The organism is Sandarakinorhabdus sp. DWP1-3-1, from assembly GCF_049896705.1.
GTDB lineage: Bacteria > Pseudomonadota > Alphaproteobacteria > Sphingomonadales > Sphingomonadaceae > Sandarakinorhabdus.
Genome location: NZ_JAFCUV010000002.1, coordinates 256986 through 277855, shown reverse-complemented (window position 1 = coordinate 277855; position 20870 = coordinate 256986). Strand labels below are relative to the sequence as shown.

Here is a 20870-nt window from a genome sequence, read left to right as displayed (position 1 = left end):
TACAGGGCGGCCGGCGCGGGGCCAGCCCCCATGTCGACGCCCATTCAGGCCAGGCCGGGGCCGGCGTCACCGCCGGCCCCGATCCGGTCAGCCGGCGACGACCGGGGTACGGGCGCGACGCCGCATGCCGGCGCCGACCAGGCCAAAGCCGAACACGATCATCGCCCATGCTTCGGGTTCGGGGATGAAGCTGCCCGCACCGTCGCCGGGAATGGCGACGGCATTCACGCCGATGTTCGCCAGCAACGTGCCGCGCGTCGGCCCGTCGTTGCGCACGGTTTCGGCCGTGAAGTCGCCGAAGCCGAACGCGCCGTTGGTCGAATAGATTTCGAACAGGCCAAGATCACGCCCCGAGAACGGCTCGTCGTAGTTGAGGTCGGGGCCGGTGTAGGTGAAGGTGACGTTGGCCAATGTCGGATCGTCGGTGGGCAGGACATTGGCAGGGGTGAGGCCGAGCAATTGCGTCGAGAATTCGAAATTCGCCGGCAGGTTGCCGACGCTGTCGAACCCGGCGATGTCGTAAAGTGTGAAAAAGCTGCCCGACAGCGCTGCCGCGTCCGAAGCCAGCGTCGCGCTGTAGGTGTACAGATAGGTGCCGTTCCCGGCATCTGTCGGATCGCCGACAAGTGTCGGGATGATGGCGGCATTGGCCGATGTCGTCGCAAGCATCGCTGCGATGCCAAACAATAACTTTTTCATGAAGTCCTCCATGGTTAGTCCCCATGGCGATACTTTGCAATTGCCGTACCATATTTGTTGGCGACGCGTGATGAAGTCGCTAACGTTCGATATAGCCGTCGTATTGGCGATAGTCTTTTCGGCTCGCGGACAATTACGCCTGCAAACATTGTAAAGTAGCTCGACACCCTGTTACGCCACTATAATTAACCGTTCTCGTTGTGCTCGCCGAAACTACCCAGATATGTCGCACGCGCACTGCTGGCGATCGATTCGACATCGTTCTCGCAATGACCGACAGCAGATCACGCCGGGGGGTGCCGTCATTCCTTGGCTGTCGCCTTCTTGCGCGGCGCCTTCGCCTTGGCGGGCGCCGCCTTGGTCGCCGGCTTCTTTGCCGCAGCACGCTTGGCCGCGGGTTTCTTCACCGGCTTCTTGCCCTTCGACGGCATCGCCGCACGCGCGTCGATCAGCGCTGCCGCATCGGCCAGGCCGATGGTCATGCCGTCCTCGGTCTTCGGCACCGTCGCATTGGTGGTGCCATCGGTGATGTACTGGCCGAAGCGGCCAGCCATGAGCTTCATCATCAGGCCCGATGCCGGATGCGCGCCGATTTCGCGCAGCGGCGCCATCGTGCCGCGCGCCCGCGGGCCGGCGGCGGCCGCCTCCGCCAGCTTGACGACGGCGGCGTTCATGCCGGTCTCGAACACTTCGGCGGTCGACGTCAGCCGCGCATATTTGCCGGCATGCGCCAGATAGGGTCCATAGCGGCCGATGCTGGCGGTGATCGGCTCGCCGCTTTCGGGGTGCGTGCCGACCGTGCGTGGCAGCGACAGCAACTGCAGTGCCAGCGGCAGGTCCTCGGGCCCGGAGACCGGTGCATCCTTCGGGATGGACGCGCGCGGCGGCTTTTCGGCATCGCCGCGCTGGACATAGGCGCCGAAGCGACCGGCGCGCAGCGTCACCGGCTCCCCCGTTTCGGGATCGCTGCCGAGCAGCACGGGGCCCGCGTTCTCTTGCGCCCCTCCCTCGCCCGCGAACTGGCGGGTATAGCGGCATTCCGGGTAGTTGGAGCAGGCGACGAACGCGCCGAACTTGCCGGTCTTCAGGCTCAGCCGGCCGTTGCCGCAGGTCGGGCACAGCCGCGGGTCGCTGCCATCGGCCTTGGGCGGAAACAGCATCGGCGCCAGGAACTCGTCGAGCGCGACCGTCACGTCCGACGGCTTCAGCTCGAGGATTTCCTTGGTCTTGGGCTCGAAATCGTCCCAGAAATCGCGCAGCACCTTCAGATAGTCGAGATCGCCCGCCGACACATCATCGAGACGCGTCTCGAGGTCGGCGGTGAAATCATAGCCGACATATTTTTCGAAGAAGCGTTCGAGGAACGCCGTGACCAGCCGGCCCTTTTCCTCCGCCCAGAAGCGGTTCTTTTCGACCCGCACATAGGCCCGGTCGCGCAGCGTCTGCAGGATCGCCGCATAGGTCGACGGCCGGCCGATGCCGAGCTCCTCCAGCCGCTTGACCAGCGACGCTTCCGAAAAGCGCGGGGGTGGCTCGGTGAAATGCTGCTTGGCGGCAACGTCGGCGACCTGGCAGCGATCGCCCTGCACCAGCCGCGGCAGGCGCCGGCCCTCATCGTCGTCGCTGTCGGACGGCAGGTCCTCGTTGGTCTCGGTGTAAACGGCGAGAAAGCCCGGCGACAGCACGACTTGGCCAGTGGCGCGCAGTCCGGTGGTGCGCGCCTCGTCGAGCAGGTCGATGCTGCTCCGCTCCAAACGCGCGCTGGCCATCTGGCTGGCGACGGTGCGCTTCCAGATCAGCGCATACAGCTTGTCGGCATCGCCGGCGGGCGTGCGCGAGGGCCGCGCGAACAGATCGGTCGGGCGGATCGCCTCATGCGCTTCCTGGGCATTCTTGGCCTTGGTGGCGTAATGGCGCGGCTTGTCCGGCAGCACATCGGGGCCGTTGCCATAGTCCTTGGCGATGACCTCGCGCACGGCGGTGATCGCCTCGCCGGCGATCTGCACGCCGTCGGTCCGCATATAGGTGATGCGGCCTTCCTCGTAGAGCCCTTGCGCCACCCGCATCGTGTGGCTGGCGGTGAAGCCGAGCTTGCGCGCCGCCTCCTGCTGCAGCGTGCTGGTCGTGAACGGCGCATAGGGGTTGCGGGTCGCCGGCTTGGTCTCGACCGCCGAAACGGTGAACTTGCCATTGGCGACGGCATCCTTGGCCCTCAACGCCTGCTGCTCGTTGGACAGGTCGAAGCGATCGAGCTTCTTGCCGTTGAAGAAACTCAGCCGCGCCGGAAAGCTCGTGCTGTTCGGCGCCGTCATCTGGGCGTCGACCGTCCAGTATTCGCGGGCGTCATGCGCCTCGATCTCGCGCTCGCGCTCGACGATCAGGCGCAGCGCCACCGATTGCACGCGGCCCGCGCTTTTTGCCCCAGGCAGCTTGCGCCACAGCACCGGCGACAGGGTGAAGCCGACCAGATAGTCGAGCGCCCGCCGCGCCCGATAGGCATCGATCAGCGCGGTATCGAGTTCGCGCGGCCGCGCCATCGCGGCGGTCACCGCGCTCTTGGTGATCTCGTTGAAGGTGACCCGGCTGGCGCCGCCCTTGGGCAGCGCCTTCTTGCCCTTCAGCCATTCGAGCAGATGCCAGGAAATCGCCTCGCCCTCGCGATCGGGATCGGTGGCGAGAATGACATTGTCGGCACGCTTGGCGGCGTCGGAAATCGCCTTCAGCTGCTTGGCGCGGTCGCCCGACACCTCCCACAGCATCGCGAAATCATGGTCGGGATCGACCGAGCCATCCTTGGGCGGCAGGTCGCGAATATGGCCAAAGCTGGCCAGGACCTCATAGTCCGACCCCAGATACTTGTTGATGGTTTTTGCCTTTGCAGGCGATTCGACGATGACGAGCTGCATGGCGGCCTGGCTGATCCCTTGTGTGTACGCGCGAGGGTGACGGGGCAGCAACGAGGCCGTCAAGCCGCATCGTCGGGTGCGACTTTCAGGCGAGGCCGACCCGGCCACCGGCGTGACGGACCAGGCCGCCGCCCAATTCCAGGTCGAGCAGCACCGTTGCCACCAGCGGTGCCGGCAGCCCGGACAGGCGCACGATCTCGTCGATGGCGACCGGCGTCGGCGACAACAGCGCAGCGACGGCGTCGCGTTCGGCGTCCCCGGCATCGGCGGGCAGGTCGTCGTACAGCGGTGCCGCCTCCGCCGCCTTGAAGCGCAGGCCGAGTTGCGGCCCGCCGCCGAACGCCGACAGCGCCTCGATGACATCGGCGGCGCCTTGCACCAGCGTCGCGCCCTCGCGGATCAGCAGATTGCACCCCTGCGCCCGCGGATCGAGCGGCGAGCCCGGAATGGCCATGACCTCGCGCCCGGCTTCGGCCGCGATGCGCGCGGTGATCAGGGAGCCGGACTTGGGGGCACCCTCCACCACCAATGTGCCCGCCGCCAGCCCAGCAATGATGCGGTTGCGGCGCGGGAAATGCCGGGCCTGCGGCTCCACGCCCGGCATTTGTTCGGCAACGATCAGGCCTTTTTCGGCGATTTCGGCCATCAGCGCGGCGTTTTCGGGCGGGTAGACGACATCGACGCCGCCGGCGACGACGGCGATCGTGCCGCCCGCCATGGCCCCCTGGTGCGCCGCCGCGTCGATGCCGCGCGCCAGCCCCGACACAACGACAAGGTCGTGATCCGCCAGTTCGGCCGCGAGCGTGCGTGCGAAGCGTGTGCCGGCGGCGCTGGCGTTGCGCGCGCCGACGATGGCGACGGCCGGCCGCTCCAGCAGGCCCAGGTCACCGCGCGCCGACAGCACCGGCGGCGCCGTTTCCTGCGACGCCAGCAGCGCCGGATAGGCGGCCGTCCCGATAAAGATCATTGTCGCGCCGATGGCGTCGAGCGCCGCCAGCTCGGCTTCGGCCGCCCCGGCGCCGGCGACGACCAGCGCGCGGCCACCCTTGCGGGCGAGATCCGGTAGCATTCGCAATGCCGTGTCCGCATCGCCGAAGCGCGCGATCAGCTGGCGATAGGTCACCGGCCCGATGCTGTCGGTCCGGATCAGCCGCAGGCGTGCGACGGCGTCGACAGGAAGCGTCATCCGGCGATCACTTCTGGCCGATCCGGCCTTCGGTGCCCGCCCGCAGCCGGGCGATGTTCTCGCGGTGCCTGGCGATCAGCACGATGGCCAATGCAGCCAATGCCAGCCCCCAGGCCGCGCCGCCCAGCGCCCAGCCGGCCCCCGCCGCGACCAGCGCCGACATCATGCCGCCGACCGATGAATAGCGCGTCGCCAATGCCGCCCCCAGCCAGCCGAGCACTGCCGCCAGGCCCGCCAGGGGCACCGCAGCGAGCGCGATGCCGAGCAGGGTCGCCACCCCCTTGCCGCCGCGAAACTTCAGCCAGATCGGGAAACAATGGCCGACAAAGGCCGCACAAGCCGCCCAGATCGCTGCGCTCTCGCCGGCAAAATGCCGCGCCAGCAGCACCGCGACCGCGCCCTTCCCGGCATCGAGCACCAGCGTCGCCGCGGCGAGCCCCTTGTTCCCGGTACGCAGCACATTGGTGGTGCCGATGTTGCCCGACCCCACTGTGCGGATATCGACGCCGATCATGCGCGTCAGCAACAGCCCGAACGGGATGCTGCCGAGCAGATAGCCGACCAGGCCCCAGAGCACGCTGTCCCCCATGGCGAGGGTTTAGCCGCAGGCACAACAGTTTGAAAGCCCGGCGAACGCCCCTATGCTGCCCCGGCAGACGATCGGGGGACGGCACCACATGGCATTTCGGCACTTTCTGATCGGCGCGGTGGCCGCCATCACCGCACTGCCGGCGCTCGCCGCCGGCATGCTGCCGACCCCGGCGCGTACGGCCAGCGAGGCCGCGGGGCCCTATCCGCTCCTCGTCATCCGCGGCGCCACCATCGTGCCGGGCAACGGCGGGCCACCGGAAGGCCCCGTCGACATCGTCATCCGCGACGGCCGTATCGCCGAACTGCGCCGCGCCGGCACCCCCGGCCTGCCCATGGCCACCAACCGCGCCCCGGCCGGCGCCACGCGCGAGATCGACGCCACCGGCATGTATGTCCTGCCCGGCTTCGTCGACATGCACGGCCACAATGGCGACCCCGACAAGGCGGCCGACCCCAGCTATGCCTATCGCCTGTGGCTCGCCCATGGCGTCACCACCGTGCGCAGCGTGCCGATGTTCGGCAGCGATGTCGGCCGCGCGCTTTCGGACAAGCGCCGCAGCGCCGCCGGCGAGATCACCGCGCCGCGGCTCTTCCTCTACCAGACGCTTGGCGCCGGCGCCGATGCCGGCTGGACCGGCGGCACCGTCGACACCCCCGACAAGGCCCGCGCCTGGGTGCGCTGGGCCGCCGGCGCCGGCGTCGACGGCATCAAGTTCTTCAACCGCCCCCCCGAAACGCCGGCGATCGACCGCGCCGCCATGGCCGAGGCGAAAAAGCTCGGTCTCGGCACCGTCGCCCATCTGTCGCAGACCAATGTCGCCGAATTCAACGCCCGCGACGCCGCCGCTGCCGGGCTCGGCACCATCACGCATTTCTATGGCCATTTCGAATCGCTGCTGAAGGATCGCCGCATCCAGTCGGCGCCCGCCACCTACAACTATAATGACGAACAGATGCGCTTCGGCGGGATCGCCGAGATCTGGAACCAGATCCACGAGCCCGGCGGGGCCGAATGGCTGGCCTATCTGGACGCGCAAAAGGCCAGCGGCGTCACCTTCGACCCGACCTTCAACATCTATTCCGCCAGCCGCGACCTGATGCGCGCCAAGAACGCCGACTGGCACGCTGCCTACGCACTGCCGTCGATGACCGCCTATTACGAATCGAACCGCGACAACCACGGCTCCTATTTCTTCGACTGGACCACGGCGAACGAGGTGACCTGGCGCAACTACTACAGCCGCTACATGCGGCTGGTGAACGACTACAAGAACATGGGCGGCCGGGTCACCGCCGGCAGCGACCCCGGCTTCATCTGGCAGCTGTGGGGCTTCAGCTATATCCTGGAGCTCGAGATGCTGCAGGAAGCCGGCTTTTCCCCGCTCGAGGTTGTCCAGTCCGCGACGATCAATGGCGCCCGCACGCTGATGGAGCCCAAGGGGCTGGAACCCGATTTCGGCCTGATCCGCGTCGGCATGCGCGCCGACCTGGTGATTACCCCCGAAAACCCGCTGCAGAACCTCAAGACACTCTACGGCACCGGGTTTCCGCGGCTGAACGAGGCGACGCAAAGGACCGAACGCGTCGGCGGGGTGCGCTGGACGATCAAGGACGGCATCGTCTTCGACGCACCGGCGCTGCTCGCCAGCGTGCGGGCGCAGGTGGCGCGCGAGAAGGCAGCGCCGGTGAAGTGACCGGTTGGCGGTCGCCCGCAGCCACGCTAACATTGGCAAAAAGGTCGCGCTCCCGTTCCGATGGCGAGGATCTGCACGATGGCGACCAATCCGAACAAGGCACTTTGGGAAAAGGGTGATTTCACCCGTCTCGCGGCCAACATGCGCGGCAGCGGCGAAGCGTTGGTGGCGACGCTGGGTATCACGCCCGGCCTCAGGGTGCTCGATCTCGGCTGCGGTGACGGTACCACCGCGCTGCCGGCGGCACGGCTGGGCGCCGATGTGCTGGGCGTCGACATCGCCAGCAATCTCGTCGCGGCCGGCAACGCCCGCGCCGCTGCCGAGGGTCTCGGCAACCTGCGATTCGAGGAAGGCGACGCCGCCGACCTGGCCGGCCTGGCCGATGCGAGCTTCGACCTCGTCGTCAGCATCTTCGGCGCCATGTTCGCCCCGCGACCTTATGATGTCGCCGCCGAGATGGTGCGGGTGACCCGGCCGGGCGGCCGCATCGTCATGGGCAACTGGATCCCCGGCGATCCGACCCTGGTGGCCCAGGTGCTGCGCATCAGCGCGGGCTATACCCCGCCGCCGCCGGAAGGTTTTGTCAGCCCGGTGACCTGGGGCAGCGAAGCCGAGGTGACGGCGCGCTTCGTCGCCGCCGGCGTGCCCGCCGACCGGATCATGTTCGAAAAGACCACCTATGTGTTCGATTTTCCCGGTCCGCCGGTGGATTTCGTTGCGGTGTTCCGCGACTATTACGGGCCGACGATGAACGCCTTTGCCGCCGCCGGCGACCGGATCGGCGACCTGCAGGCCGAACTGGAGGCGCTGTTCACCGCCCAGAACCGCGCCACCGAGCCCGACCGGACGCTGACGCATGCCACATTCCTGAAGGTCGACGTGCGCCGCTAGCGGCGTTGCCGCCGGTTGCCCCCGGCGGCACCCACCCCTAAACCGGGGCCATGAGCCACAGCCTTGCCATCGGCCTTGCCCAGTTGAACGCCGGGGTCGGCGACCTCGACGCCAACACCGATGCCATATTGGCCGCGCGGGCCCAGGTTCCCGGCGCGGACCTGCTGGTGACGCCCGAACTGTCCGTCGTCGGCTATCCCCCCGAAGACCTGGTGCTGAAACCAGCGCTCGTCGCCGCCGCCATGGAGCGGGTCCAGCGCCTGGCCGCCGCCACCGCCGATGGCGGCCCGGCGCTGCTCGTCGGCGCGCCGCTCGCCGAACATGGCCGGCTGTTCAACGCCGCCTTCATTCTCGACGGCGGCGAGATCGTTGGCGTGACCCGCAAGCACGACCTGCCCAACTATGGCACCTTCGACGAAAAGCGCGTGTTCAGCGCCGGGCCCTTGCCCGGGCCGCTGCCGTTCCGCGGCGCCCGGCTCGGCGTGCCGATCTGCGAGGACATCTGGACACCCGATGTCACCGAGTGCCTCGCCGAGACCGGCGCCGAGATCCTGATCGTCCCCAACGGCTCGCCCTATGAAACCGGCAAGGATGATCGCCGCCTGTCGCTGTCGGTCGCCCGCGTCACCGAAACAGGGCTGCCGCTGCTCTATCTAAACCGCGTCGGCGGCCAGGACGAACTCGTCTTCGACGGCGCCAGCTTCATCCTCAACGCCGATCGCAAGCTGGCGCTGCAGCTTCCCGATTGGGAGGAGCGCGTCGTCACCACAACCTGGACGCGCAGCCTGATCGGCCATCACTGGACCTGCGAAACGGGCGAGATCGCCGCCCGCGACGAGGACCCGGCCGATATCTACCACGCCATGCTGCTGGCGTTGCGCGACTATGTGAATCGCAACCGCTTCCCCGGTGTCGTCCTCGGCCTGTCCGGCGGTATCGATTCGGCACTGTCGGCCGCCGTCGCCGTCGATGCGCTCGGTGCCGACCGGGTGTGGTGCGTGATGATGCCGTCGCCCTACACCAGCCAGGACAGCCTGGAGGATGCCGCCGAATGCGCGCGCCTGCTCGGCTGCCGGCTCGACACCGTCGGCATCCAGCCGGCAATGGCGGCATTCGACGCGATGCTGGCGCCGCTGTTCGCCGGCCGCGCGCCCGATATCGCCGAGGAGAATATCCAGTCGCGCATCCGCGGCCTCAGCCTGATGGCGCTCAGCAACAAGTTCGGCCCCATGCTGCTGACCACCGGCAACAAGTCGGAGATGAGCGTCGGCTATGCCACCATCTATGGCGACATGGCCGGCGGCTATTCGGTGTTGAAGGACGTCTACAAGACGACGGTGTTCAAGCTGTCGGAATGGCGCAATCGCCACCATCCGCGCCTGTCGATCGGCCCCAGGGGCCCGGTGATGCCGCAGCGGGTCATCGACAAGCCGCCGACCGCGGAACTGCGCGACAACCAGAAGGACGCCGACAGCCTGCCGCCCTATGACCTGCTCGATCGCATCCTGATCGGCCTTGTCGAGCACGAACGCAGCGCCGCCGACCTCGTCGCCGACGGCGTCGACCCGGCCATCGTCGGCCGCATCGAACGCCTGCTCTACATCGCCGAATACAAGCGCCGCCAGGCCCCGCCCGGGGTCAAGATCGGCGGCCGCAACTTCGGCCGCGACCGGCGTTACCCGATCACCAACGCGTTTCGGACGGCGTGATCCGCGATCGAGGTCTCGCACAGGCCTGGTGAAGCCGGCCTGCTGCGCCCACCGCAAAGTCGCTGCCGGTTGCGTGCAGCACCCCTGCCGCGAGTCCGCCGCAAGATCAACGATGTCAAAGAGCGGACTGTCTCGTTTCTAACCAATAAGGTTCTTGTAGGACAGCAAAATCCGCATCTGCCCAATAAGACGTTGTTAATGTTTGTTAAACTTCCTGGCCTGGTTTCCTGCCGGCCTTTTCGGGTGTATAGTCAGCCGTAACGATAACAGAATCGAGTCGCGCCCACGTCTTTTCCCAAGGAGGAAAACATGGCCAGCGATCCAAAAAAGTCCCTCAGCGTGCCGATCGTCATCCGGCTGCCCGAAGCCGGCGAGGACACGCTCAAGCAACTCCAGGCCGTCCTGTACGGCCGCACCGGCAGTGCCCTCGGCACCGCCAGGCTCGAGGTCGGCCGCGATGGCGATAGCCTCATTGCCAAGGGCACCATCAATGTGCCCGAGGCGGCTCTCGGCCAGACCGCGCGACTGACCGTGGCGCCGCTGCTCGATAGCGACAACAAGGCACCGCCGCTGTCGCGCGCCAAGCTCGAAAAGCAGCTCGCTGCCTATACCGAACCGCTGCGCCTCGATCGCCAGCGCCCGCAGATCGAGTTGGCCATCGCCCGGCCCTATTGGCAGCCATGGCCACGCCTGTGCTTCTGCTGGGTGCGCGGTCGGCTGGTCAAGCGCGTCACCTTGCCCAACGGCAGCACCATCGACTTGCCGATCTGCAACGCCCGCGTCACCGTCTGCGAGGTCGACCGCTGGTTCGACTGGATCACCCGGCTGCCCGACCGCGACATCCTGCGGCTGCGCGACGACCTGCTCGATATCGTCGCCGGCCCCAGGAAGCCGCCGATCCCCGAGCCCGACCCGGAGCCGTTTCCCGGCCCCTTTCCCGGCCTCGCCATCAATCCGGCGTCGCGCGCATCGATTGTCGGCACGGCGGCCAAGGCCATCAGCCCGCGCCGCCTGCCGGCGACCGCGCGATCGCTGAGCGGCGTCACCATCGACGATTTCCGGCGTGACAAGCTCGAAGTTCCCGAATGGAACCGACTGGCGCAGGGTCCTGCCCCGCTTGCTCGGCAATGGCTGGTCGCCGACGCGCTCTACTGGCGGCCCTGGCTGTGCGAACTGGCCTGGCTGGAACCGTGGTTCCTGACCTTCAAACAGTGTTTCGCCACGGTGCCGACCGATGAGAACGGCCGCTTCAGCGCGCTCTACATCCATGCCTGCAATGGCGACCAGCCCGACATCTATGTATCGGCCGAACAGCTGATCGGTGGGACCTGGACAACGATCTACCAGCCGTCGGTGCGCTGCCACACGCACTGGAACTATGTCTGCGGCAGCGAGATCACCGTCGTCGTAACCGATCCGCGCGCCCAACCGTGCGTGCCCGAGCCGCCCGTCGAGCCACCGTCGGGCGTCGAGCGCTGGGTGCTGCCGCACGCCATCGGCGGCACCTTCATCGGCGGCACTGCCGGCGTGGGCATCCCCGCCGGCTGGGTGCGGCCCGATGGGCTGACGAATTACGGCAGCTTCGTCGATGCGCCCTTCGGCAGCGTCCTCGGCTTTCGCCAGCAGCATGCCCTCGGCATCCCCGATGCCGGCATCTATTACTATCGCTGGTCGTGGCGGCGCGGCAGCAGCGGCGACTTCACCGCGATGACCGAGCCGGTCAGCCGCAACTATGTCCGCGACGTGCCGGGCCCGGGCCTCGCCTTCCCGACCGTCCAGCTCGGCCCGACGCTGGGCGATCGCTTCCGCTTCCGCACCCAGGTCTTCAGTCCCGCCGACTGGGGCGTCGACACCAGCACCGATCCGGCCGGCACCCAATATTACTGGCCGATCGACGGTGCCGTCGGCGACATCTATTCGGCGCGCTGGGTGACGCCGGGTACCGGCGACGCGGTGGCGGCGCCCGGGCTGGCCGACAGCTACCAGGTCAAGCTGGAGGTGTTCAGCCAGGCCAATGTGCTGGTCGCGCCGGGGCCGGCAACCTTCCAGTTCCTGCTGCCGACGAGCATCGAGGCGGACGGCACGATCAACACCCGCGTCGCGGCACCATCCGAAATCGACGGCGGCGGACTGGTATTCACCGTTGTCGTCGACAACAGCCGCTGCGACGCGAGCATCGATCCGCCGGTGCTGTCGGCGGGGATGGCAGACGATGACTGCGGCTTCCTGCGCTATGCCGATGGCGCGTCGCTGCTGCTGGAATTCGCCGCGACCCACCCCAACGACCGCGCGGTGTTCAGCTTTAGCGTCGTGCGCGGCATCACTTATGTCGCGGCGGCGAGCACCAGCGGCGAGGTCGCGGCCAGCGCGCCGCCCTATGCCCTGGCGGCCGGCGCGTACAGCCACGACTTTCCGGTCGCGACCCTGCTCGAAAGCTGTCCGAGCGCGGCGTTCGCCGCCGACCTGTACGTCACCGCCAAGGCGACCAACGGCAATTCGCGGCTGCAGGAATACGACCGGTCGGCGCTGCGGGCCTTCGCGCTGGCCGAAGGCGGCTGAGCGGGGCGGCTGGACAAGGCTGGACAGGCGGTCATCCCATGTTGCTAAGGCAGTGGGATGACCGTCACCCGTTTCGCGCCCTCGCCCACCGGTCGGCTGCACGCCGGCAATATCCGCACCGCGCTGGTCAACTGGCTGGTGGCGCGCCAGGCCGGCGGCCGCTTCGTGCTGCGGTTCGACGATACCGACGTTGCCCGGTCTACCGAGGCATCGGCCGCCAGCATCCGCGACGACCTCGCCTGGCTGGGTCTCGCGCCCGATATCGAGGTCCGCCAGTCCGATCGCTTTGCCCTCTACGACGCGGCGCTGGCGCGGCTTGCCGCCCTGGGCCGGGCGTATCGCGCCTATGAGACGCCCGAGGAACTCGACCTGAAGCGCAAGGTGCAGCAGCAGCGCGGGCTGCCGCCGGTCTATGACCGCGCCGCGCTGGCGCTGACCGAGGCCGACCATGACGCGAAAACCGCCGCCGGCATCGCGCCGCACTGGCGCTTCCGGCTCGACATCGACGCGCCGATCCGCTGGCACGACGGGGTGCGCGGCGACTGCCATTACGATCCCGCCGCGCTGTCCGATCCCGTGGTGCGCCGCGCCGACGGCACCTGGCTGTACATGCTGCCATCGGTCGTCGACGATATCGACCTCGGCATCACCGCCATCGTCCGCGGCGAGGACCATGTCACCAATTCGGCCGTGCAGATCCAGATGTTCGAGGCGCTCGGCGCCGCCGTGCCGCAGCTCGCGCATCTGGCGCTGCTGACCGGCGCCGATGCGGCGCTGTCCAAGCGCATCGGATCCGAAGGCGTCGACGCCTGGCGCGCCGCGGGTATCGAGCCGCAGGCGGTGGTGGCGCTGCTCGCCCGCATCGGCACGTCGCAGCCGGTGGAGGCCGTCGCCGACATCGCCGCGCTGCTGCCGGGCTTTGCCCTGACGCACTTCGGCCGCGCGCCCGCGCGGTTCGATCCCGCCGATCTCCAGGCGCTCAACGCCCGCACGCTGCACCTGATGCCGTTCGCAATGGTCGCCGATCGCCTGCCGCCCGGCATGACAGAAGCGGCTTGGCTTGCCGTGCGCGGCAATCTGGCGACGGTTGCCGAGGCCGCGGCGTGGCAGGCGGTCATCGCCCGCGCCGTATCGGCACCGGCGGACCCCGACGATCGGGCCTTCATCGCCGCCGCCGCGACCGAACTCGCGGCGCAGCCCTGGGGTGACGACATCTGGTCGCGCTGGGTAGCGGCGCTGAAGACCGCGACCGATCGCAAGGGCCGCGGCCTGTTCCACCCGCTGCGCCATGCCCTCACCGGGCGCGACACCGGCCCCGAAATGGCGGCGCTGCTGCCGCTGATCGGGCGCGATGCCGCCCTTGCCAGGCTGAATGCTGCAATTGCGTAACAACCCCCTATCATAATCGACAGGGCCATGAGACGATGGCCGCGCGCCGCGACACGGCCGAAGCTGCCGGCACGGCGTGCAACCTGACGATTCGGGAGGATCGAAAACCATGTCGCACGGCACTTATCTCGACAGCTGCCGCCATCCGGCGGGTCTCGCCGTTACCATCGCGCTGCACGCCGGCCTTGCCGCCATCGGGCTGTTCGCCGTGTCGACGACGCTGGCGCCGACGCCCCTGCCGCCGATGATCATCACCGATCATCCCGATCCGGTTCACGCGCCGCCGATCCCGACGCCGCCCGATGCCCGGGACATCGTCGTGCAGCCGACCCTCGCCGCACCGATCTTCACCGTCGAGGTCACGCCGCCCGACACCGTCCGCCGCGATTCGCCGATCGACGAGCCGGTGATGCTTGACGGCAGCAACGGCAATGCCGCCGGCGATATCGCCAATGCCCGGCCGGTGACACCCGCCGGCCCGACCGTCATTGCCCGGCTCGACACGCGCAGCAGCGCCCAGCCGCCCTATCCCGCGGCGGCGCGGCGGATGGGCGAGGAAGGCAGCGTCATCGTCCATGTCCGCATCGGTCGCGATGGCCGGGTGCTGGCGGCGTCGCTGGGGCGTTCCTCGGGCTCGCCGCGGCTCGATGCGGCCGCGGTGGCCCATGCCCTGGCGCACTGGCGCTTCAGCCCGGCGCTCGACGCCGGCGTGGCTGTGGCAGCGGAGCGCGACATCACCGTTCGTTTCCGCCTGGACGAGGCGTCAGCCTGACGCTTGCGTGGGCGTCAGCCTGACGCTTGCGTGGGCGTCAGCCTGACGCGGGGCAACGGCCCGGCTGGCATCCGGCGGGGTGCGCCCCTATGTTCCCTGCCGGAGGTCCTATGTCGTTTCTCAATCCATCCGTTGCCGATGCGCGGCGCCGACGCCTGATCGTCGGCGGATCGGCGCTGTTGATCACGACGATCGGGATGGTCGCCTTCGCACTCGAATCGCGCTGGGGATATTCGGCGCCGACGCTCAACGTCATCTACATGCAGAATTGGGCCGGGGACCGCAGCCGCGCCGACGCGCTTGCCGATGCCAGGGCGACGGTCGCCGCGCAGGAGGCGAAAAAGGCCCAGTCGCGCGCCTATATCGCGACCTTGACCGGCAAGGCGAAGCTGGACGCGCAGAAGCAATATGATGCCTATGTCGCCGGCAACGGTGCGCAGCAGGAAATCCCCTATGTCGCGGCCGCTGCGCCCGTGCCCGTCGTGGCCGGCGAGCCGCCGGTCCAGTAGGGCGTGACCAGCCCTGCCGACGACGCGCGGCTGATGGGCGCCGCCCTGGCGCTGTCGGATCGCGGCGTCGGCAACACCGGCCTCAACCCGCCGGTCGGCTGCATCATCGTCGCCGGCGGCCGCATTGTCGGCCGCGGCCATACCAGGCCCGGCGGCCGGCCGCATGCGGAGGCGGTCGCACTGGCAGAGGCCGGCAATGCGGCGCGCGGGGCGACAGCCTATGTCACGCTGGAACCCTGTGCGCATGCCAGCCCGCGCGGCGGCGCCTGCGCCGATGCGCTGGTCGCGGCCGGCGTCGGGCGCGTCGTCATCGCCGCGGGCGACCCCGACCCGCGCACCGATGGCGCCGGCGCGGCCAGGCTGCGCGCTGCCGGCATCGCCGTCACGGAAGGCGTGCGCGCCGATGAGGCCCAGGCGGTCATGGCGGGGTTCTTCAGCCGCCTGCGCCGCAATCGCCCGCACATCACGCTGAAGCTGGCGGTGACGCTGGATGGTTCGGTCGCCTTGGCCTCGGGCGTAAGCAAGTGGATCACGGGGGAACGAGCGCGGGCGCACGGTCACCTGGAGCGGGCGCGGCATGACATGATCGTCGTCGGCCGCGGCACGCAGGATGCTGACAGTCCAACGCTGAATGTCAGACTGTCCGGGCTGGAAGGCCGCGCGCCGATCGTGGCGGTGATGAGCGCCACCGAGGGCATGCCTGGTGACGTGCGGTGGATCGCCAGCCCCGGCGCGCTCGCCGCTGTCACCGACGCCAATCTGGTACTGGCCGAAGGCGGGGCAGGACTCGCGACCAGCCTGATCGCCGCCGATCTCGTCGACCGGCTGCTGCTCTATCGCGCGCCGATCCTGATCGGCGGCCGCCCGGCACTGTCGGCGATCGGCCTGCCCGACCTGGCACCGGCGCACGGCCGCTGGCGCGCCGGGCCGATCATCGACCTCGCGCCCGACCGGCTTGAGACCTACACCCGCATCCGTTAGGCCACAGACATGTTCACCGGCATCATCACCGACATCGGCCACATCAAGGCCATCGAGCCGCGCGGCGACCTGCGCGTGGTCATCGCCACGACCTATGATACGGCCGGCCTCTCGCTCGGTGCTTCGGTGGCATGTTCCGGCGTCTGCCTGACCGTCGTCGCTAAGGCCGAAGGCGAATTCAGCGTCGATGTGTCGGGCGAAACGCAAAGCCGCACCGCGGCCGGACAGTGGGTCGCCGGGCGTCGGCTCAACCTCGAACGCGCGCTGAAGGTCGGCGATGAACTCGGCGGCCATATCGTCACCGGCCATGTAGACGCCGTCGGGAGGATCGAAAGCGTCGAGCCGGTCGGCGATTCGACCCGGATCACCATTGGCGTGCCAAAGGACATCGCACCGTTCGTGGCCGAGAAAGGCTCGATCAGCCTCGATGGCGTGTCGTTGACCGTCAACAGCGTGGTCGACACCGCCGACGGCGCGCGGTTCACGATCAACATCATCCCGCATACGGCGCAGTGGACGACCTTCGACACGATAAAGGCAGGCGACGAGATCAACATCGAGATCGATGTCCTCGCCCGTTATCTGGCCCGCATGAAACAAGCGGTCGCTGCCGCGTAACGATGGCGCATTGACATTGCGATGTGACAGGCAGATTTATCGTCACATCCTGATGTGAGACTCGCCATGACCGCCACATTGACCGATCGCCTGCGCGCCCTTGTCGCCGATGGCAGCGAGACCAAATCGGGCCTCGCCCGCGCCGCGGGACTGCACGCTAACTCACTGCGCAACCTCGACGATGCCGACTGGAACCCGACCGCCGATACTTTGCGCAAGCTGGAGGCCTATCTGCAGGACCGCGAGACCGGCCCGGCGCTGGCCACCGTTCACGAAATCATCAACGAGGCCAAGAACGGCCGCATGTTCATCCTCGTCGACGACGAGGACCGCGAGAACGAGGGCGACCTGGTGATCCCCGCGCAGATGGCGACGCCCGACGCGATCAACTTCATGGCCCGCCACGGCCGTGGCCTCATCTGCCTGACACTGTCGTCGGACCGGGTGCGGACGCTCGGCCTGCCGCTGATGGCGCAGCATAACGGCACACGCCATTCGACCGCCTTCACCGTGTCGATCGAGGCCCGCGACGGCGTCACTACCGGCATTTCGGCCGCCGACCGCGCCCGCACCATCGCCGTCGCCGTCGATGCGTCCAAGGGCCCCGAGCATATCGTCTCCCCGGGCCATGTCTTTCCGCTGGTCGCCCGCGACGGCGGCGTGCTGGTTCGCGCCGGCCATACCGAGGCCTCGGTCGATGTCGCGCGGCTGGCGGGCCTCAACCCGTCGGGCGTCATCTGCGAGATCATGAACGACGATGGCGAGATGGCGCGGCTGCCCGAACTGATCGTCTTTGCGAGGAAGCACGGCCTCAAGATCGGCACCATCCAGGACCTGATCGCCTATCGCCACGCCCATGACCGGCTGGTCAAGCTGGTCGCCGAAACCGAGATCGACAGCTGGCACGGCGGCCGCTGGCAGGCCAAGACCTATGCCAACACGGCCGAATATGGCGAGCACATGGTCCTGCAGAAGGGCCGCGTCGAACCCGGCAAGCCGACGCTCGTCCGTGTCCATACCCAGTCGATGTTCGCCGACCTGTTCATGGAGGCCAACGACCGCGCCGGACAATTGGCCCGCGCCATGGATGTCATCGGCCAGGAAGGCGCCGGCATCATCGTCATCATCCGCGATTCGTCGCCGACCGCCATATCGACCCAGATGAAGGCCAAGGACGAGGGCCAGCCGTTCCAGCTTCGCGATTACGGCATCGGTGCCCAGATCCTCAGCGACCTCGGCGTGTCCGACATGATCCTGCTGACCAACCAGCACCGCAACATCGTCGGCATCCAGGGCTATGGCCTCAACGTCGTCGGCGAACGCGCCATCCCGCCGCATGCGATGTCGGTCGCCGTGGCGGCCTAGCTCCCCTCCCGCCTGCGGGAGGGGCTGGGGGAGTCCCGCCCGCAATTTCGCAACCGCCGTCGAAGTCCCCGACCCCCGACCCCTCCCGCAGGCGGGAGGGGAGAAGAGAGTTTTCCATGACCCACCTCCTGATCGTCGAAGCCCGTTTCTACACCGCCATCGCCGATGCGGCGCTGGCCGGCGCCACCGCGGCGTTGCAGGCGGCCGGCGCCACCTTTGACGTCATCACCGTGCCGGGCGCCCTGGAGATACCCGCCGCCATCGCCTTTGCCGACGCCGGCGGCGATTATGACGGCTATGTCGCACTTGGCTGCGTCATCCGCGGTGAAACCTATCATTTCGAAGTCGTCGCCGGCGAAAGCGCCCGGGCGATCATGGCGCTGACCCTCGACGGTCTCGCCATCGGCAACGGCATCCTGACCGTAGAGAACGAGGCCCAGGCCTGGGCCCGGGCGCGCCAGACCGAAAAGGACAAGGGCGGCGAAGCGGCAAAGGCGGCCCTTGCGATGATCGCGCTAAAGGCGAAATATGCGTGAGATCACCGGCCCGGGGGAACATCGCCGACCGGGGAGCGTAACGATCACCGGCGGCTGAGGCAGCACTGGCAATTCGGGGCGGAGACGGATCGATGTTCGACAGCGGTGACGCCGTGCCAAGGCGTCCGCCTGCATCGCCGATCGACGGCGGCGCCGATACGCCGGCGGTGACGCGCCTGCTGCATCTCGCCACCGGCGTCGCCGCGGTGGCGACGCTGTATTTCGGCAAGACCGTGCTGGTGCCGATCACGCTGGCCATCCTGCTGGCCTTTGTCCTCGCCCCTGTCGTCAACCTGCTGCGCCGCCGTCACCTGCCGCGCCCGATCGCCGTCGCCATGACCATGGCGCTGGCGCTCGGCCTGATCGGCGGGCTGGGCGTCATCGTCGTCGGCCAGGCCGCCACGCTCGCCGACGACGCACCGCGCTATGCCCGCACCATCGAGGCCAAGGTCGAATCGGTGCGCGACTATGCAGCGCGGCGCACCGCCTCCTTCACCCGCGAATTCGAATCGAAGACCCGGTCGACCGGCGCCCGCAAGGCAGCGCAGGAGCGCAGCCGCGCCGTCACCACACCCAAGACACCGGGCACCGCGCCGGTTCCGGTGGAGGTCCACCAGCCCGAGCCGTCGCCGTTCGCGCTGGCCATGGCGGTGATCACGCCGATCCTCGCCCCGCTCGAGGTCTTCATCATCGTCATGGTGATTACCACCTTCATCCTGTTCGAGCGCGAGGACCTGCGCGACCGCTTCATCCGCGTCTTCGGATCGTCGGACCTGCATCGCACGACGCTCGCCATGGACGATGCCGGCGCCAGGCTCAGCCGCTATTTCCTTGCCCAGCTGGCGGTCAACACCGCGTTCGGCACGATCATCTGGGCCGGGCTGTTCGTCATCGGCGTGCCGTCGGCGGGGCTGTGGGGCATCGTCGCCGGGCTGTTGCGCTTCATCCCCTATATCGGGCCTTTCCTTGGCGCGGCGCCGCCGCTGGCACTGGCCGCGGCGATCGATCCGGGCTGGACGGTCGTCGGCCATGTCGCGCTGCTGTTCGTCATCGTCGAACCGATCATCGGCTATGTCGTGGAGCCGCTGCTCTACGGCCGCTCGACCGGCCTGTCGCCGATCTCGGTGCTGGTCGCGGCGCTGTTCTGGACCTGGGTCTGGGGCCCCGTCGGGCTGGTGCTGTCGACACCGCTGACCCTGTGCCTCGTCGTTCTCGGCCGCCATGTCGCGTCGCTGGAATTTTTCGACGTGCTGCTCGGCGATCGGCCGCCGCTGACGCCGCTGGAAATGTTCTACCAGCGCATCCTCGGCAGCGATCCCGAGGAAGCGCTCGATCTTGCCGAGGTGCTGATCGAGGACCAGCCGCTGCGCGAATTCTACGACCGCACCGCGCGCGCCACGCTGCTGCTTGCCGCCGCCGACCTGCGCCGGGGCGCGATGACCGTCGACAAGGCCCGCCACATCGCCGACGCGACGCTGGCGATGGTGCATTATTTCGAGGATCACGACATCGCGCCGCCACCCACGGGCAGCCGCCCACCGGCCAGCTGGGGCCGCGACGATGCGGTGATCTGCGTCGCCGGTCGCGGCGCCTTCGACATCACGGTGGCGGCGATGGCGGCGCAGTTGCTGCGCCGGCGCGGTTTCGGCGCCGTCCATGTCTCCGGCGCCGACCCGACCGCACTCGCCAATGATCCGCGCCTGCCCGCCGCCGGCATCGTCTGCCTTGTCCATCTGGGCCTTGTTGGCAATCCGGCGCATCTGCGCTTCCTTGCCCGGCGCGTCACGGCGCTGGCACCGGGCGTGCCGATGATCGTCGGCTGCTGGCAGAACGACGAGGCGGTGCACGCCGAAGCGCTGGGCGCCGCCCGCAACGTCGACAGCCTGTCGGCGATGGTCACCGCCTGTGTCACGCTGGCGAACGCGACCAATCTGGCCCCGACGCCGGCGGTCCGCGCGCTTCCGGGATGAAGCCGACCGGTTGCGCCATCGTTTCGCCTGGCGCACGCTGGCGGGCATGACGCGCTTTCGTCTCGCCGATTTCCTGCCCTACCAGCTGTCGGTCGCCTCCAACGCGGTGTCGCGCGCCGTCGCCACCGGCACCGGCTATGAAAGCCGGTTCGGGTTGACCGCGGCCGAATGGCGGGTGCTCGCCGCGGTCACCGCCGCCGGCCAGCCAAGCCAGGTCGAACTCGGCGAGGCCACCGGCATGGACAAGATGACGATCAGCCGGGCCGTCGCGGGCCTGTCGACCCGCCGCCTGATCGATCGCGTGCGCGACACCGGCGACCGGCGCACGCTGCGACTCAGCCCCACGGCGGAGGGTCGCCGCATCCACGACATCGTCGCCCCGCAGGCGTTGGAGGTCGAAAAACGCCTGCTCGCGACGCTGTCGCCGGGGGAGGCCGAGGCGCTGCGCACCGCGCTTGCGCACCTGCTGCAGGCTTGTGCCAAACCGTAACATCT

Annotated in this window: 17 protein-coding genes; 13 read left to right on the top strand and 4 right to left on the bottom strand. The window is 68.5% G+C overall.

The window, feature by feature from the left end:
* Window positions 1–87: 87 nt before the first annotated feature.
* From ACP7AI_RS10700 to plsY, 4 genes are all read right to left on the bottom strand, one after another.
* Window positions 88–699: a PEPxxWA-CTERM sorting domain-containing protein gene (locus ACP7AI_RS10700; RefSeq protein WP_426167147.1), complete on the bottom strand. Its 612-nt coding sequence runs from the start codon at window positions 697–699 to the stop codon at window positions 88–90.
* A 302-nt stretch (window positions 700–1001) separates the two neighbouring features.
* On the bottom strand, window positions 1002–3605 hold the full coding sequence (gene topA / locus ACP7AI_RS10695) for a type I DNA topoisomerase (RefSeq protein ID WP_426167145.1): 2604 nt from the start codon (window positions 3603–3605) through the stop codon (window positions 1002–1004).
* Between the two features lie 85 nt (window positions 3606–3690).
* A complete protein-coding gene (gene dprA, locus ACP7AI_RS10690) occupies window positions 3691–4791 on the bottom strand; it encodes a DNA-processing protein DprA (RefSeq protein ID WP_426167143.1) in 1101 nt (366 codons plus the stop codon).
* Window positions 4792–4798: 7 nt separating this feature from the next.
* The gene (gene plsY, locus ACP7AI_RS10685) at window positions 4799–5380 is read right to left on the bottom strand and encodes a glycerol-3-phosphate 1-O-acyltransferase PlsY (protein ID WP_426167141.1); all 582 of its coding nucleotides are present in this window, start codon (window positions 5378–5380) and stop codon (window positions 4799–4801) included.
* 88 nt (window positions 5381–5468) lie between these two features.
* Between plsY and ACP7AI_RS10680 the strand changes: the two genes are divergently transcribed.
* The 13 genes from ACP7AI_RS10680 (at window position 5469) to ACP7AI_RS10620 (ending at window position 20865) form a co-directional block, all read left to right on the top strand.
* Window positions 5469–7076, top strand: a complete 1608-nt coding sequence (locus ACP7AI_RS10680; RefSeq protein ID WP_426167139.1) for an amidohydrolase family protein — start codon at window positions 5469–5471, stop codon at window positions 7074–7076.
* A 78-nt stretch (window positions 7077–7154) separates the two neighbouring features.
* Entirely contained in the window at window positions 7155–7967 is an 813-nt protein-coding gene (locus tag ACP7AI_RS10675; protein WP_426167137.1) for a class I SAM-dependent methyltransferase, read from the top strand.
* 50 nt (window positions 7968–8017) lie between these two features.
* The gene (locus tag ACP7AI_RS10670) at window positions 8018–9676 is read left to right on the top strand and encodes an NAD+ synthase (protein ID WP_426167135.1); all 1659 of its coding nucleotides are present in this window, start codon (window positions 8018–8020) and stop codon (window positions 9674–9676) included.
* A 309-nt stretch (window positions 9677–9985) separates the two neighbouring features.
* Window positions 9986–12235 carry a hypothetical protein gene (locus ACP7AI_RS10665; protein ID WP_426167133.1) on the top strand — a complete coding sequence of 750 codons (2250 nt, stop codon included), beginning with the start codon at window positions 9986–9988 and terminating at the stop codon, window positions 12233–12235.
* Between the two features lie 57 nt (window positions 12236–12292).
* Entirely contained in the window at window positions 12293–13624 is a 1332-nt protein-coding gene (locus tag ACP7AI_RS10660; protein WP_426167131.1) for a glutamate--tRNA ligase, read from the top strand.
* A 109-nt stretch (window positions 13625–13733) separates the two neighbouring features.
* Entirely contained in the window at window positions 13734–14396 is a 663-nt protein-coding gene (locus ACP7AI_RS10655; RefSeq protein WP_426167129.1) for a TonB family protein, read from the top strand.
* A 110-nt stretch (window positions 14397–14506) separates the two neighbouring features.
* The gene (locus tag ACP7AI_RS10650) at window positions 14507–14905 is read left to right on the top strand and encodes a hypothetical protein (protein ID WP_426167127.1); all 399 of its coding nucleotides are present in this window, start codon (window positions 14507–14509) and stop codon (window positions 14903–14905) included.
* 33 nt (window positions 14906–14938) lie between these two features.
* Window positions 14939–15886, top strand: a complete 948-nt coding sequence (gene ribD / locus ACP7AI_RS10645) for a bifunctional diaminohydroxyphosphoribosylaminopyrimidine deaminase/5-amino-6-(5-phosphoribosylamino)uracil reductase RibD (protein ID WP_426168309.1) — start codon at window positions 14939–14941, stop codon at window positions 15884–15886.
* 9 nt (window positions 15887–15895) lie between these two features.
* The gene (locus tag ACP7AI_RS10640) at window positions 15896–16504 is read left to right on the top strand and encodes a riboflavin synthase (RefSeq protein ID WP_426167125.1); all 609 of its coding nucleotides are present in this window, start codon (window positions 15896–15898) and stop codon (window positions 16502–16504) included.
* A 66-nt stretch (window positions 16505–16570) separates the two neighbouring features.
* Window positions 16571–17869 (top strand): 3,4-dihydroxy-2-butanone-4-phosphate synthase, encoded by a 1299-nt coding sequence (gene ribB, locus ACP7AI_RS10635; protein ID WP_426167123.1) that lies wholly within the window; start codon window positions 16571–16573, stop codon window positions 17867–17869.
* Window positions 17870–17985: 116 nt separating this feature from the next.
* Window positions 17986–18405, top strand: coding sequence for a 6,7-dimethyl-8-ribityllumazine synthase (gene ribH / locus ACP7AI_RS10630; protein WP_426167121.1), 420 nt, complete (start codon window positions 17986–17988; stop codon window positions 18403–18405).
* 92 nt (window positions 18406–18497) lie between these two features.
* The gene (locus ACP7AI_RS10625) at window positions 18498–20375 is read left to right on the top strand and encodes an AI-2E family transporter (RefSeq protein WP_426167119.1); all 1878 of its coding nucleotides are present in this window, start codon (window positions 18498–18500) and stop codon (window positions 20373–20375) included.
* Between the two features lie 10 nt (window positions 20376–20385).
* On the top strand, window positions 20386–20865 hold the full coding sequence (locus ACP7AI_RS10620; RefSeq protein WP_426167117.1) for a MarR family winged helix-turn-helix transcriptional regulator: 480 nt from the start codon (window positions 20386–20388) through the stop codon (window positions 20863–20865).
* Window positions 20866–20870 lie beyond the last annotated feature (5 nt).

Bases quoted from the DNA above. Each gene is read 5' to 3' on its own strand.
- ACP7AI_RS10670 (WP_426167135.1), top strand. From the start codon at position 8,018: ATGAGCCACAGCCTTGCCATCGGCCTTGCCCAGTTGAACGCCGGGGTC.
- ACP7AI_RS10660 (WP_426167131.1), top strand. From the start codon at position 12,293: ATGACCGTCACCCGTTTCGCGCCCTCGCCCACCGGTCGGCTGCACGCC.
- ACP7AI_RS10675 (WP_426167137.1), top strand. From the start codon at position 7,155: ATGGCGACCAATCCGAACAAGGCACTTTGGGAAAAGGGTGATTTCACC.
- ribB (WP_426167123.1), top strand. From the start codon at position 16,571: ATGACCGCCACATTGACCGATCGCCTGCGCGCCCTTGTCGCCGATGGC.
- ACP7AI_RS10680 (WP_426167139.1), top strand. From the start codon at position 5,469: ATGGCATTTCGGCACTTTCTGATCGGCGCGGTGGCCGCCATCACCGCA.
- dprA (WP_426167143.1), bottom strand. From the start codon at position 4,791: ATGACGCTTCCTGTCGACGCCGTCGCACGCCTGCGGCTGATCCGGACC.
- ACP7AI_RS10640 (WP_426167125.1), top strand. From the start codon at position 15,896: ATGTTCACCGGCATCATCACCGACATCGGCCACATCAAGGCCATCGAG.
- ACP7AI_RS10625 (WP_426167119.1), top strand. From the start codon at position 18,498: ATGTTCGACAGCGGTGACGCCGTGCCAAGGCGTCCGCCTGCATCGCCG.
- ACP7AI_RS10655 (WP_426167129.1), top strand. From the start codon at position 13,734: ATGTCGCACGGCACTTATCTCGACAGCTGCCGCCATCCGGCGGGTCTC.
- plsY (WP_426167141.1), bottom strand. From the start codon at position 5,380: ATGGGGGACAGCGTGCTCTGGGGCCTGGTCGGCTATCTGCTCGGCAGC.
- ribD (WP_426168309.1), top strand. From the start codon at position 14,939: ATGGGCGCCGCCCTGGCGCTGTCGGATCGCGGCGTCGGCAACACCGGC.
- ribH (WP_426167121.1), top strand. From the start codon at position 17,986: ATGACCCACCTCCTGATCGTCGAAGCCCGTTTCTACACCGCCATCGCC.
- ACP7AI_RS10650 (WP_426167127.1), top strand. From the start codon at position 14,507: ATGTCGTTTCTCAATCCATCCGTTGCCGATGCGCGGCGCCGACGCCTG.
- topA (WP_426167145.1), bottom strand. From the start codon at position 3,605: ATGCAGCTCGTCATCGTCGAATCGCCTGCAAAGGCAAAAACCATCAAC.
- ACP7AI_RS10700 (WP_426167147.1), bottom strand. From the start codon at position 699: ATGAAAAAGTTATTGTTTGGCATCGCAGCGATGCTTGCGACGACATCG.
- ACP7AI_RS10665 (WP_426167133.1), top strand. From the start codon at position 9,986: ATGGCCAGCGATCCAAAAAAGTCCCTCAGCGTGCCGATCGTCATCCGG.